8 protein-coding genes are annotated in these 14,915 nt (G+C 48.1%); 7 read left to right on the plus strand and 1 reads right to left on the minus strand.

The window, feature by feature from the left end:
- Position 1 precedes the first annotated feature (1 nt).
- Positions 2–1,579, plus strand: a complete 1,578-nt coding sequence (guaA, locus tag BST96_RS15140; protein ID WP_085759510.1) for a glutamine-hydrolyzing GMP synthase — start codon at positions 2–4, stop codon at positions 1,577–1,579.
- 39 nt (positions 1,580–1,618) lie between these two features.
- Entirely contained in the window at positions 1,619–2,107 is a 489-nt protein-coding gene (tadA, locus tag BST96_RS15145; protein WP_085759511.1) for a tRNA adenosine(34) deaminase TadA, read from the plus strand.
- Between the two features lie 240 nt (positions 2,108–2,347).
- Here tadA and BST96_RS15150 read toward each other — a convergent pair whose 3' ends face one another.
- Positions 2,348–6,076 carry a DUF1631 family protein gene (locus BST96_RS15150; RefSeq protein ID WP_157117979.1) on the minus strand — a complete coding sequence of 1,243 codons (3,729 nt, stop codon included), beginning with the start codon at positions 6,074–6,076 and terminating at the stop codon, positions 2,348–2,350.
- Between the two features lie 347 nt (positions 6,077–6,423).
- Here BST96_RS15150 and BST96_RS15155 point away from each other — a divergent pair, with 347 nt between their 5' ends.
- From BST96_RS15155 to cofH, 5 genes are all read left to right on the plus strand, one after another.
- Positions 6,424–8,796 (plus strand): response regulator, encoded by a 2,373-nt coding sequence (locus BST96_RS15155; RefSeq protein ID WP_085759513.1) that lies wholly within the window; start codon positions 6,424–6,426, stop codon positions 8,794–8,796.
- A 178-nt stretch (positions 8,797–8,974) separates the two neighbouring features.
- Positions 8,975–9,652: an NADPH-dependent F420 reductase gene (gene npdG, locus BST96_RS15160; RefSeq protein ID WP_085759514.1), complete on the plus strand. Its 678-nt coding sequence runs from the start codon at positions 8,975–8,977 to the stop codon at positions 9,650–9,652.
- 21 nt (positions 9,653–9,673) lie between these two features.
- Positions 9,674–10,438 (plus strand): coenzyme F420-0:L-glutamate ligase, encoded by a 765-nt coding sequence (cofE, locus tag BST96_RS15165; protein WP_085759515.1) that lies wholly within the window; start codon positions 9,674–9,676, stop codon positions 10,436–10,438.
- The gene (gene cofD, locus BST96_RS15170; RefSeq protein WP_085759516.1) at positions 10,435–11,469 is read left to right on the plus strand and encodes a 2-phospho-L-lactate transferase; all 1,035 of its coding nucleotides are present in this window, start codon (positions 10,435–10,437) and stop codon (positions 11,467–11,469) included. Before cofE ends, cofD begins: the two co-directional genes overlap by 4 nt.
- Entirely contained in the window at positions 11,469–14,651 is a 3,183-nt protein-coding gene (gene cofH, locus BST96_RS15175; RefSeq protein ID WP_085759517.1) for a 5-amino-6-(D-ribitylamino)uracil--L-tyrosine 4-hydroxyphenyl transferase CofH, read from the plus strand. Before cofD ends, cofH begins: the two co-directional genes overlap by 1 nt.
- Positions 14,652–14,915: the final 264 nt, after the last annotated feature.

The following is a 14,915-nucleotide window of genomic DNA, read 5'->3' on the forward strand; positions in this document are numbered from 1 at the left end:
TATGTCAGTTGATATCCACGCTCAACGAATTCTAATTTTAGATTTCGGCTCCCAGTACACTCAGCTTATTGCTCGTAGGGTGCGTGAGATTGGCGTCTTTTCAGAAATTCGTGCCTTTGATATGGAGGCCGAAGAAATTAAAGCCTTTAATCCCAAGGGTATTATTCTTGCTGGCGGACCTGAGTCTGTTACTGAGGGTGAATCTCCCCGGGCACCGGGCATTGTCTTTGAGCTGGGTATTCCTGTGTTGGGTATTTGCTACGGCATGCAAACCATGGCTGAACAGTTAGGTGGCAGCGTTGAAACCTCAGACCTGCGTGAATTTGGCTATGCACAAATCAAAGTGCAGGGTGAGTCGGCTTTGCTGCATGATATCAAAGACCATGTGGCGGATGATGGTGCAGCACTGTTAGATGTCTGGATGAGCCATGGCGATAAAGTCGGTTCCATGCCCGCGGGTTTTGAGCTTATGGCATCCACCGATTCCTGCCCTATTGCCGGCATGTACCATGCAGAGAAAAACTTTTACGGTATTCAGTTTCACCCGGAAGTGACGCATACGCTGCAAGGCCAGCGTATTTTTGAACACTTTATTTTAGAGCTTTGTCACTGTGATGCGTTGTGGACTCCGGCTCATATTGTTGAAGATGCTATTGCCACCGTCAAGAAAACGGTGGGTAGCGATAAAGTGCTATTAGGTTTATCCGGTGGTGTAGATTCTTCTGTAGTGGCCGCTTTATTGCATCGTGCCATCGGCGATCAGCTCACCTGTGTCTTCGTTGACAATGGTTTACTGCGTAAAAACGAAGGCGATCAGGTCATGGATATGTTCGCCAAAAATATGGGTGTTAAAGTGATCCGTGCCGATGCTGAAGAAGAATTTCTAGGTAAGTTGGCTGGCGAAGCTGACCCTGAGAAAAAGCGTAAGATTATTGGTAATACCTTTATTGATATCTTTGATGCAGAGGCCTCAAAAATCCAGAATGTTAAATGGTTGGCGCAGGGAACAATTTACCCGGATGTGATTGAATCCGCCGCTGCCAAAACCGGTAAAGCCCATGTGATTAAATCCCATCACAATGTTGGTGGCTTGCCTGAAGATATGCAGTTTGAACTGGTAGAACCTTTACGTGAACTGTTCAAAGATGAAGTCCGAAAAATCGGTTTGGAGTTGGGTTTACCCTACGATATGGTTTACCGCCATCCATTCCCCGGCCCGGGTTTAGGGGTTCGTATTCTGGGTGAAGTCAAAAAGAAATATGCCGATATTTTGCGCGAAGCCGATGCTATCTTTTTGGAAGAGCTGCATAACGCCGATTGGTACCACAAAACCAGCCAGTCTTTTGCTGTGTTCTTGCCGGTTAAGTCAGTTGGTGTAGTGGGTGATGCACGGCGCTATGAATATGTTATCGCCTTACGCGCTGTAGAAACTATCGACTTTATGACCGCACGCTGGGCGCATCTGCCCTATGAATTACTGGAAAAAGTATCCAACCGGATTATTAATGAAATAAGTGGTGTATCCAGAGTTACTTATGATGTGTCCAGTAAGCCCCCGGCGACGATTGAGTGGGAATAAAGTCCCGCTCCAATAACCCGCCAAGGTTGTAAAAAAACCATGCCTACCGATCAAGACTATATGCAAAGAGCGCTGGAGTTGGCAGGTGTAGCCGCCCAGCATGGTGAAGTCCCGGTAGGTGCTGTTGTTGTACTTAATGAGAGAATTGTTGGTGAGGGCTGGAATCAGCCCATCCTAAGCAATGACCCAACCGCCCATGCCGAAGTGGTTGCCCTGCGCAATGCTGCCATCGCTCTGGCCAACTACCGCCTCAACGAAGCCATCCTCTATGTCACCATTGAGCCCTGTACTATGTGTGCTGGCGCTCTGATTCACTCCCGTATCGCCAAAGTGGTTTATGGCGCCACTGAGCCAAAATCCGGGGTTGCGCAAAGCAATGGCTGTTTATTTGATGAAGGCCACTTTAATCATCGAGTAGCGGTGCAGGGTGGGGTGATGGCTGAGCAATGCGCTGGCATTATGTCGGATTTCTTTGCCTCCAGACGGTTGCAGAAAAAGGCGCAGAAGGCCGATCAGTCGGGGCTTTGACCGCTGGGTTATCAATTGACGGGCAAAAAAAAGCGGAGATGGATATACACCCTCTCCGCAGTAGTTAAAGCTAACACTTACATCATTTGACCTGGACAGCTCTCCCTTGGATTGACTAATTATTGAAGTTAATCCAGTTGGCTTAATTAAAGCATAGCAGTCATTTATAACTATTCCATTGGATTCTACGAATAAAAAGTAATAAGGGAGTCATTCCTATATTGCCAATCGCTGTTGAAATTAGCTGTTTTGGGCCAGATTATCCGCAATATCTGCCAATAGACGGGGCTTGGAGACCGCAAAGCCTTGCAGGTAGTCAACGCCTATTTCCTGTAAAAGGGCGATAACCTCCTTGGACTCCGCATACTCTGCAATCGTTTGCTTGCCCATTAAATGGGCAATTTCATGGATGGATTTTACCAGCGCAAAGTCATCAGCATTGGTGTGGATATCTTTGACAAACATACCGTCAATCTTCAAGTAATCAACGGGTAAGTGTTTCAGGTATTGGTAGGAGGCGTTGCCACTGCCAAAGTCATCCAGTGAAGACTTGCAGCCCAGTTTTTTAATCTCCCGGATAAAATCAGCAGCTTCCGACAGATTATTAATCGTCGCGGTTTCCGTGACCTCAAAGCAGATTTTATTGGTGGGTACTTTAAACTGGGCAAACTTTTCCAGAATATAATCCATAAATTGATCATCGTTCATGCTGTTGCCAGACAGATTGATCGAGATGGAGGGCAGGGTAATATTATTTTCCGCTAAACTACTCAGCCAACGAAAAGCTTGTTCAATCACCCAGCGGTCAACCCGTTGCATACGGTTATAGCATTCAGCGGCTTCAATAAATTCTATCGGCGATGTTAAGTTTCCGTTGTCGTCTTTAATGGCGAGTAGAATTTCGTAATGGGGCTCTTTATCCTGACCCGAGCTGGCGCTGATTTGTTGCCCGCGCAAACAGAGTTTGTCACTTTCCAATACGTTGCTGAGTTGATCAATCCAGCTAAGCAGTTTTTCCCGTCGTTCATGCTGTTCTGCATCCTGACGGAAATCGTGAGTACGGTTACCTCCCTGGTCTTTTGCTGTTTGTGCGGCGGTGACCGCACTGCGCAACAAATCCACAACATTCTCGGTATATTTATTAATTACCATCATACCAATGCTGCTGGTTATCTGTAGCGGGTGCTCCTGCCAGTGAAAGGTGTGTTGTTCAATTTCGTGGCGAATGTTCTCCGCCAGAGACTTTCCCTGGGCCTGATCGGTATTGTTTAGCAGGATAACAAATTCATTACCTGCCATACGTGCCACCACCGTATCCTGCGGCAGCTTGTTGATTAAAAACTGACTGAGGTCTACCAATAATTGATCGCCAGCAACATGGCCATAGAGGTTATTGATCAGGGAGAATTTATCGATATCAAGATAGAGCAAGTGGTGGGTGTTCAGGTTATTTTTGGCATCCAGTAGCGTGGTGCCTAAAACCCGTTCTGACTCTTTGCGATTGATTAAACCGGTGAGTTCATCATGGCAGCTATTAAAAGCCAATTTTTCATAGGCGTCTTGCACTGATGAATACAGACTGCGTTCAACCAACGGCCATTCGGAGTTCTCCCCCGAGGGGGAGAGGCCTTTGGCAAGCTCTGAGGCGAGATCCACCAGATCAAAGTCCAGTACTTTTTGACCGCGGTTATTCACAAACACAAAATTCTGTTGGTTGTCGCTAATCCAGGCCAGTTTAATATTACGCTGGCCAGTGTCATCCCCAAGATAAGAAAACTCATCGCCGACTTTTAAGCTTTTAGCCCGTTTAAACCAGCGACTAAGTTGCGGGTTGGCAGCTTCCAGTTCCTTATGTAATTCTGAGTGATTGCTATTGCTAATTTCCACATCACTGCTGAGTGGGACATTGACTATAGGTTGCAGGCCTTTCAGAATATCGCGAATATTTTCTACTGTCGATTGATAGCGGTAGTCCCCCGGGAAGATATTATGTAGCTGCTGGCCAATCAGGTCGGCAAAGGAGTCCGCCTCCAGTTCGCGCTCAATATCCGGCGCGTTAGGGGATTCATCACTTTCGTTATCCGTGATCCATTGCAATAGTTGGTCTAGCGTCGCTAATTGCTCTTGCCAGGCATCACTATTTTTACCTTCCTTAATAAAGGTGAGTTTCAATAATTCTCGCCAACCATTTTCAATGAGGTCGATAATAACGGCAGGTGCCTGCGGGGGTGATACCCGTCGTTGCAGTTCTCGCTCTACGGCATCCTGGGCTTGTTTGACCCGTTGACGGCCATCATAGGTTTGAATAATCCGGTCAGTATTGCGTTGATAGGCGTTCTGCTGCTGTTTCTCTATAGTGGTCAGTTCGTCGATAGCCTGGGTAAATACCTGCGGGTCTTGCTGGAAATTATTCGTCACATCGGAGATAACGGAATTAAATTTTCTCTCCAGTGATTGGTTGGGCATATCGCTGTTCAGGCATAAATTAATCAGTTGGTTGAGTAATTGCTGTGCGGGGTGCGATGAGCCAGAGAAAAAATCATTATCCATCAGTGCTGCCTTGGCAACAGGGATCTCAAGCCGTTTCATCTGTGAAATTAATGGCTGAGATATCTGTGAATAATGAGTGATATTCTGGAATATAGATTCCACCAGAGACATAAGTTCCTGAGTCTCATTAGCCAGCACTAAACCGGCATCCTGTTGTAGCCATTGGCTAAGTGTTGCATTGGCGGGTAGGGCCTGGCTGGCGGTGCTATCCTGTTGCAGGGATGATAAATTTTCAATCAGGGTTGAGGTAGATGTTGCTGCTGTGGTATTGCTCGGGGCATTGACCGTATTTTGTTGAGGTTGCAATAAGCTTAAAATATTTTTTGCGGAAGCAAATAGTTCGGACTCTGTCTGTACCTCTACAGGCTGTTGGTTTTCGTCGGTGTTGCTATCTTCGGGTGCTGCTATACGTGGGCTATCAGTTGTTCTTCTGCTGGGGTTCTTTCTTGGTTGTTGCAGAATGTGAGACTCAATATTCGGTAGCACACCATAGCTTTTTAGTTTACTGTTTAAGATGTCATAAAGATTACCAAGCCGATCAATAACCGTTTCTTCAAATATTTTATAGGTTAGTGGCAGTAGCTCCGGTGAAATTTTGTGCTGTTTAAAGGTGTCTTGCAAAGCATTACAAATATTATGGACGCCCGGTGGTAGGGTGTCTGTATCCACGGATTTTTTTAGTAGCTTGGCATAACGTTTTTCCAGACAGGCCAGTGACTGGTAATTTTTTTCATTACCGCGTCTGATAATGGTATCTATTGACAACCAGTCCTCAAATTCTTCTAAATCGATAAGTTCCATTTCTTCATAAAGATTGCTATCGCTATCGGCCGCATCACCAGGCTTATTGTCGATAAAATTTTCAATCCTGAATTTTAGTAATTGATTGTGCAATAAATTAATGCGGTCGCCCTTTTGCCGGAGCAATGACTTGGCCTCAAACAGCTTATTTTGTTGATCGTTGTTATCGACCACCTCTGCCATGCTTAGCAAGCTACTGTCAGCCTCTTGCAGAAACACATCAAACAGCTCAGTGATATGTTTGAGTATAATTTCCGTTAGCTCATTAATAATAACGCCTTCAGTTGGCGGGATGGAGACCGTAGTAGTTGCTGCTTTTTGACCAAACCAACTAACCAGTTGCCGTACGCTGGAGTCTTTGGCATTGATAAAGTTCAGTTGAAGTGCCTTGCTGCTAATCGTATCGATGGCGGTGCGAATTTTCAGGTGAGCAAAGCTGCTGACATGAACTTCGGCTAAATCGCCGCGGTTCAGTGCTGGTAAAGGGGTTGCCGGGTCAACCGTGACCGCGATGCCGGTGGGGGAGATGCTGATAATGGTGCAGTTCAGCGCTGCTTGCCCTAATAAATATAATGAGGCGGGCTGGGCGGTAACTGGATGCTGTTCTACGTCGACCAAGAGTACTTCCTTTGACAAACTGTTTCTATAAATGCGGCGATTGAGTGAATACCTCAATCGCCAGCTGCTTATATGGTTCCTTTGCCTATTAAGAATAGCTAAAACCCGTCGTTTGTATGTGTGAATATGTCAAAAAATAATCGATTAAATGCCTATTTTGAGTAGTGGGTCGACAATGTTGGGTGATTTTTGCACAATTATTGGTCTGACACAGTTTTTCAGCGGCGCACAGCGGGAAATTTTCCAGTAAAACCAGTTGTTTGCGTCAGTAGGCTATACTGTTAGTCTATGTCTAATTTACCGGGTTAGGGCACCTGGAATACCGTGCTATGGGGATCGGTTAGTCAATGAATATTTGGGGAAACCAACTCACAGTTGCTGCCAAGCTAAATCAGCTGATTTTGCTGACCACCGGTATTGCCGTTATTGTGGTGACAGCAACCGGTATGTTTACCGATTTCCAGCAAAACCGCAGTGAAGTCGTATCCTTGATGGATAGTCACGCCAAAGTGATTGGCAGCAATAATACCGCCGCCATTGTCTTTGATGAGCCTTTTAGCGCCAGAGAGTCCTTAAAATCCCTGGAAGTGGTTTCGGGTATTGTTGTTGCTGCCATTTACAGCGATACCGGCACCTTATTTGCCAGTTATGCCGGTGACGACGAACTGGCTATTCCCGATGTGGCCGATGAAGGCTACTACTTCAATGCCGAGCATGTTGACCTCTACCAGGCCATTATTCTGGATGGCGATAATATTGGTACCATCTTCCTTCGCTATGATATGTCGGAAGCTTATCAGGCTCTTCTACAAGAGCTATTTATGGATTTAGGGGTGGGCTTGCTGGCGATGCTATTGGCGGTATTTCTCGCCCATAGAGTGCAGCGCAGTATCACCGAGCCGATTCAGGCGCTCTCCAGCACTGCCCAGCAGGTTTCTGATTACGGCGATTACAGTGTTCGTGCACCGGTCACCAATAATGATGATATCGGTCAGCTAACCAGTGTTCTCAATACCATGCTACAGCAGGTGCAGGACCGGGATAGAGAACTGGCGAATTCCAGAGATTTACTCGAGCAGCGTGTTATCGAGCGGACCGCAGAGCTTACCGTGGCCAAAGACCAGGCTGAGGCCGCCGCCCGTTCCAAGTCTCAGTTTTTAGCTGCCATGAGCCATGAGATCAGGACACCGCTCAACGGTGTGATTGGTATGGCCTCATTGGTCGCGGGCAGTGACCTTGATGAACAACAGCGAGACAGTATTGATACCATCCAGAGTTCCGCCGATGCCTTATTGGGGATTATCAACGATATTCTTGATTTCTCTAAAATTGAAGCGGGGAAAATGGACCTGGAGTTTATTCCCTTTAACCTGAGAAGCAGCTTTGAAGACCTCGCCGAGGTAATGAAGCTAAAAGCAGCAGAAAAGAATATCTACCTGCAATTGCGTTTCGCCAAAGACCTTGCGGAAAACGTCAAAGGTGACCCAGGTCGAATCCGCCAGGTTATGATGAACTTTGTCAGCAATGCGGTGAAGTTTACCTCGGTGGGTGGCGTCATGATTGATGTGTCATCAACACCCATGGCGAATGGCAACCAGCTATACCGCTTTGCGGTAGAAGATACCGGTATCGGTATATCAACCACCAAACTGGAACATGTCTTTGAAGAGTTTGCTCAGGCAGATAGTTCTACCACCCGAAAATATGGCGGCACCGGTCTGGGCCTGAGTATTTGTGCACTGCTGGCTAATTTGATGAACGGCAAAGTCGAAGTGCTGAGTCGAGAAGGTGAGGGTTCAATATTCAGCTTGCTGCTGGAGCTTGAAACGGTTGAGTTGCCGGTGCTTGATAGCCCGGCTATGGATGAGCAAAACGCTGCCCTAAATATCCTTATTGTGGGTGATATCACCGGTCGTCACCAGCTAACCGCTGAATGGTGCCAACGCTGGGGAATGAATGCCCATGTTGTCACTAAGGCTGATGAAGCCATTCCTTTAATGCTTGAGGCTCATAAAGCCGGTAAACCCTTTGATACCGTCATCGCAGATGAGGCCATAGAACTACTCAACTGCCTTAGCCTGGCGAAGAATATTCGGCAGGAACCGCTCATTGCCGAGACCGCCTTATTATTAATTGCGATTGGTTCGCTGGGTGATAAAGGTCGTATTGTTGAAGATGCAGGCTTTAATGGATATTTATCAAGGCCGGTTAAAGAGAGTCATTTCCTAAAAACCCTGTTACAAATTAATCAGCAGTCCGCTGCCAGTTCTAAAGATTTTGTTACTCCCTTTACCTTTGCCGAGCACAAAGAGAATAAAATTACCGTTACCGATGGGCGGGTCAGTATCCTGCTGGCAGAGGACAATATCGTCAACCAGAAAGTGGCGGTACGGATGCTGGAAAAACTCGGTTGTAATGTGGATATCGCTGTTAATGGTAGCGAGGCCGTGGATATGTGGCAGGCCCAGCCCTACGATATGATCTTTATGGATTGCCATATGCCGGTGCTGGATGGCTATCAGGCCACCGAAGAAATCCGCCGTATTGAGAATGGCGAGCGCCATATACCCATTGTGGCCTTAACCGCCAATGCTCTGGAAGGTGAGGCTCAGGTCTGTGCCGATGTGGGTATGGATGGTTTTATCGCCAAGCCCGTCAAAGTCAGTGATCTGGAAACGGTGATTATTGACTTTACCCAGAACGATAAGCAGTCCGCTTAAGCCCCTTCGGCTTTAAGCTTCCTAAGGGGTTAAGCCCCTTCCTTGTTGCATGGCTTTGCTGCACAATGCCGTTGGCCGTTTTTGCCTTTAGCGGTTGGCTGATTTGGCCATTGTTCCAACAAGGCCCGGCAACGTTAAATTGGCATCCTTTTTTTTCAGCATTTTCAGAGATTTTAAAATGAGTGAAGCATTACCTGTTATAGCAATTCTTGGTGGTACCGGTGATTTAGGTACTGGTTTGGCACGCCGTTGGGCGCAGGCCGGTTATCAGGTGATTATTGGCTCACGCACCGCCGATAAGGCTGAGACCGCCGCCGCCGATTTGCGGGGCATTATGAATGAGCGTGGTATCGAGGGCGTTAATGTACAGGCCATGGAAAATCTGGCCGCCGCCGAAGCCGCTGATATCTGTGCTATGACCGTGCCTTTTGCCCATCAGCAGGGTACCCTGGAGCTGGTTAAAGACGCCTTAAAAGGCAAGATTCTGATTGATGTGACTGTGCCGCTAGTGCCGCCAAAAGTGGCCCGTGTACAGCTGCCGGAGCAGGGTTCTGCTGGCCAAATCGCCCAGAATATCCTCGGTGAAGAGGTGAATGTAGTCTCGGCATTTCAGAATGTAGCGGCTCACCATCTGCAAGAAGGCCAGGGCCTTAACTGTGATGTGATTGTTTGTGGCGATAAAAAAGCCGCCCGTGCTGCAGTGATTAGCCTGGTAGAAGCCGCCGGTATGCGCGGTTTCCATGGTGGCAGTATTGCCAATTCTGCGGCGACAGAAGCCCTGACCTCAGTACTGATTTTTATCAACAAACAGTACGGTTGTCATGCCGGTATCAGTATTACGGGTCTGGAAGACTAAACCTCAGCGCAGCCTTATCCCATGTCGCAAATGACACTAACAGCTCTGCCAAATTATCCCATGGTTGAACCCGGTGATGATCTGGCAGCGCAAATTCTCTCTTCTCTTAATGATGCAACACTGTCCCTGGCGGATGGTGATGTATTGGTATTGGCGCAAAAAATTGTGTCTAAAGCCGAGAACCGCTATGGCTATTACAATGCGGTGGAGCCCAGCGAAGAAGCAAAAAAGCTGGCTGTTGAGATTGATAAAGATCCCCGTTTGGTGGAGCTGATTTTATCCGAATCTAAAGAAGTGGTTCGCAAAAGGCCGGGCGTGGTGGTGGTTGAGCATCGCCTCGGCTATGTCCACGCCAATGCGGGTATCGATAAATCCAATATTAGTTCTGATGACGACAACCCCCGGGTGTTGTTATTACCACTGGATTCCGATGCCAGTGCCAGAGGCTTGCAGCAGGCAATAGCGACACTGACGGGTAAGACCGTCTATATCATTATCAACGATAGTGCCGGCCGAGCATGGCGTAACGGTACTGCCGGCATGGCTATCGGTACCGCCGGTTTTGAACCGCTGGAAAATTTAATAGGCAGTAACGATTTATTTGAGCGCCCTATGGAAGTGACCGAAGTGGCTGTGGCCGATGAGTTGGCGGCGGCGGCCTCCTTTATGATGGGGCAGGCGGCAGAAGGCGCACCGGTGGTCCATATTCGCGGTGCCAAATTACAAGCTGCCGATTGTGGCTCACGCAGTTTGATTCGTGAAAAAGCCAAAGACTTGTTCCGATGAAATCGTATTCACTGCCTGCCGGTAAAAAAATTCTCGCTCTGTCCGGCGGTGTTGGTGGGGCTAAGCTGGCATTGGGTTTATCCAAAATACTGTCCCCGGAACAGCTGATAATTGCGGCTAATACTGCCGATGATTTTGAGCACTTGGGTCTATCGATTTCTCCCGACCTTGATACTGTGATGTATACCCTGGCAGATATCAATAATAAAGCATTGGGCTGGGGCCTTGCCGGCGAAAGTTGGAATGCTATGGATGCCCTTGAGACCTTGGGTGGCGATACCTGGTTTCGTCTGGGCGATAGAGATTTAGCCACGCACCTTGAGCGTAGCCAGCGCTTGGCCAAGGGTGAAAGCCTGAGCGCCGTTACTGCCCATCTATGCCGGCGTTTAGGTGTTAGTCACCGTATTATTCCCATGAGTGATGACGCTGTGCGTACTAAAGTCACTACGGCCGATGGCGAGTTAGCTTTTCAGGAATATTTTGTTCGCGAGCAATGCCAGCCAGCGATCAGTGATTTTTATTTTGACGGTATAGAGCAAGCTGCACCCCAGCAAGCTTTGATGGATTTACTCGCCAGTGACGAATTGGCGGCTATTATTATTTGCCCATCTAACCCTTTTGTCAGCGTTGAGCCCATCTTGCGTTTGGCCGGTGTAAGGGATGCGATGCGTAATAGTGCTGCCCCGGTTATTGCCATCTCACCCATTGTTGCCGGTATTGCCATTAAAGGGCCTGCGGCAAAAATGATGACAGAATTAAATATCCCTGCCACCGCCATCGGTGTTGCGGATTACTATGGGGATTTATTGGACGGCTTTATGATCGATAATAGTGATCAGTCACTGCTGCCCTCTATTGAGCAGTTAGGTCTTGATGTTTGCTCTGAACAGACCGTGATGAAAACCCTGGATGATCGCATTGCATTAGCGCAGGCAACCCTGGCTTATGCTAATCGGCTAACACAAAAAACAACACAAAAAACAACACAACAAACACTATCAGCCGTTGCTGATACAAGTGGTGAGCACTAATGGTTTGGGCCTTACTTCCATTAAAAGATTTTGTAAATGCCAAGCAGCGTTTGTCCGGTGTGTTGGCAGCCCACGAGCGCCGGCATTTATTTCATACCATGGTTGAGGATGTGTTGGATATATTAGCCAACCATCCCATGATTGATAATACGGTGATTGTGTCTGATGATCCCAGTGCTGAGCTATTAGCGGATCGTTATCAATTAAGCTGTTGGGCTGAATCATCTTTAGCCCTTGCACCGGACGTTAAAGGCTTAACCGCTGTTGTTGATGCGGCGGCGGCAAAGTTGGCAGAGCAGGGCGTTGATTCCATGTTGGTGGTCCACGGTGATTTACCGCTATTAGATGCGGCCGATATCCAGCGCTTATTGGAAGTTCATCAAGAGCAGGTTTTACCGGGTATTACCATCGCCCCCGATGCCGTCAAAGATGGCAGTAACTGTGTGGTGGCAACACCACCTAATGCTATTCAATTTCAGTATGGCAAGGGTAGCTTTGAAAAGCATATGGCCGCGGCGGCTGAGGAAAAAGTGTCAGCGGCGATGGTTGCTTTGCCCTCTGCCGCGATGGATATCGATAACCCCTCTGACTTACAGGGCTTATTAACGATTGAGCAAGTGGGTATCGCTAAACATACCCTGACTTATTTACAAGAAAGCGGGTTAAAGGAACGCTTAAATACCATGCTGGATAATCAGTTTGCCCCCTTGGGTGATGAAGTGGATGCGCTATTAGAAAAATCTTTGGCCGGTGAATTACTCACCAATACTCAGGCATTGATATTGGCGGAGGATCGGTTTTCTTCACAGCAGTATACTGAAAAATTAATGCTGGCAGCGAGTCAGCTCCGCGACCAGGGCTTTCGCAATGTGGTCACTTATTCGCGCAAAGTGTTTATTCCGCTAACTCATCTATGCAGAGATGTTTGCCATTACTGCACCTTTGCTCAAACGCCGAAAAAAATTCCCGCACCCTATATGTCGGTTGACGAGGTGTTGGCGTCGGTGCGCGCTGGTGTGGCGCAGGGTTGTAAAGAAGCCTTATTTACCTTGGGTGAAAAGCCGGAGCTGCGTTATAGCGCCGCTAGAAATGCGTTGGCGGACATGGGTTTTGAAACCACGCTTGAATATGTGGCTCATGTTGCCAAAAGGGTGTTTGAGGAAACCGGTATTCTGCCCCATATTAATGCCGGCTGTATGACTGCCGATGAAATCGAATTATTGCGCCCGGTTTCCGCCTCTATGGGTATTATGCTGGAATCAGCTTCAAGTCGTTTATGTGAAAAGGGGATGCCGCATTATGGTTCTCCGGATAAAGACCCCGCGGTTCGTTTAGAAACGATTGAATTGGCTGGTCAAGCCAGTGTGCCGTTTACTTCAGGTATTTTAATCGGTATTGGTGAAACCAGAGCCGAGCGAATTGAATCCCTGTTAGCCTTGCGAGCCAGCCATCTAAAGCATGGCCATCTGCAAGAAATTATTGTGCAGAACTTCCGGGCCAAAGAGCAAACAAAAATGGCTCAGGCTCCCGAGCCTGATCTCAATGAATTGCTGTGGACGATTGCCGCAACACGTATTATTTTTGGTGATGGCATTAGCATTCAGGCGCCGCCCAATCTTAGCCCTGGTGTCTTACCCAAAATTGTTAATTCCGGTATTAATGACTGGGGCGGAGTGTCGCCGATCACGCCTGACTTTGTTAACCCAGAAGCCCCTTGGCCCCATGTGGAAAAACTGGCTAAAGAAACCGCAGTGGCCGGTAAATATTTGCATGAGCGTTTAACGATTTACCCGAATTTTGCTCTGGACGGTAAAAAGTGGCTGCACGAAGACTTACAAACCCCTGTGTTAAGGATGATTGATGCGGAAGGCTTTCCCCGCGTTGATGAGTGGGCACCGGGTGAGTCGGTTGATCCTCCGGCTAGCATCATGCAGCAGCTCAAGGCGCAATCGCTATCCCATATTTCTGTGGATATTCAACAGATTGTCGCCAAGGCCAGGGCGGGTAGCGCTTTGACCGAAGCTAATTTAGTGCGCTTGTTTCAGGCTCGGGGCGATGACTTTTCTTATGTCTGCCAGCAGGCCGATCAATTTCGCCAGCAACTGAATGGCGATACGGTGTCCTATGTGGTTAATCGCAATATTAACTATACCAATATCTGTTATTTTAAATGCCAGTTCTGTGCCTTTTCAAAAGGGAAGCTGAGCGAAAACCTGCGTGGCCGTCCCTATGATTTAGGCCATGAAGAAATTACTCGCCGCTGCAATGAGGCCTGGCAGCGCGGCGCTACAGAAGTGTGTATGCAAGGGGGTATTCACCCTGAGTATACCGGTGATACCTATCTTGAAATCTTAAAAACGGTTAAAGCCGCCACGCCGGATATGCATATCCATGCCTTCTCTCCGCTAGAGGTTTGGCAGGGTGCGGCGACGTTGGGTATTTCCCTGCACGCTTTTCTCAAGCAATTAAAAGAGGCCGGTTTAAATACCTTGCCCGGCACAGCGGCGGAAGTTTTGGACGATGAAGTCAGGGCCGATCTCTGTCCCGATAAAATCAATACCGAGCAGTGGTTGGAGGTGATGGAGACCGCCCACGGTTTAGGCTTTAAAACCACCGCCACCATTATGTATGGTCATATTGAAAAGCATCAGCACTGGGCCCGACATTTATTAAGAGTCAGCCAGCTACAGCAAAAAACCGGCGGCTTTACCGAGTTTGTACCCTTGCCCTTTGTTCATATGGAAGCGCCGCTCTATCTAAAAGGTAAGGCCCGCACCGGCCCAACCTTTAGAGAAGCCTTGCTAATGCATGCCGTTGCTCGTCTGGCCTTATCGCCCCATATCCCCAATATCCAAACGTCCTGGGTCAAAATGGGAGAGCAGGGCATTGTGGCTTGCCTGGAGGCGGGTGCCAATGATCTGGGGGGGACGCTGATGAATGAGACGATTACTCGTGCTGCGGGCTCTGAACATGGCCAGGAGTGCTCGCCTGAGACGATGGAGGCTCTCATTGGCTTGGCTGGGCGGGAGGCCAAACGCCGCTCTACGGTTTATGGTGAGGTTTCAACAGAGCGAATTGAAACGGCTTTACGTGCAGAGCCTTTGGTTGACGTGGTTAATACGCCGGTAAAAAAATATGATCGCAAGTCATCAGGCAAAGTGCAGCTGATTGCCAACGCCTAAAGCTGTCATTCCTGTTTCTGCGCATTGCTGTCCCCAATAAAGTCATGCGTCGTTTTCTTGCTTTTTGGGTTGTTGATTTGCTGAGTGTGGCTGGCCAGCTCCGCACTTGGCACGTTTACGCTTTCTTTCTGTAGGGTGGATTATAATCCACCGATGATGGCGGTTTCTGGCTGGGCTTGGTGGATTATAATCCACCCTACAGGCTGTGAGGGCTTTGGTTTCACGAGTCTTTAGGGACTGTTCCCTGAAACCCCGGCCCGTGCG

Source organism: Oceanicoccus sagamiensis, from assembly GCF_002117105.1.
GTDB lineage: Bacteria > Pseudomonadota > Gammaproteobacteria > Pseudomonadales > Dasaniaceae > Oceanicoccus > Oceanicoccus sagamiensis.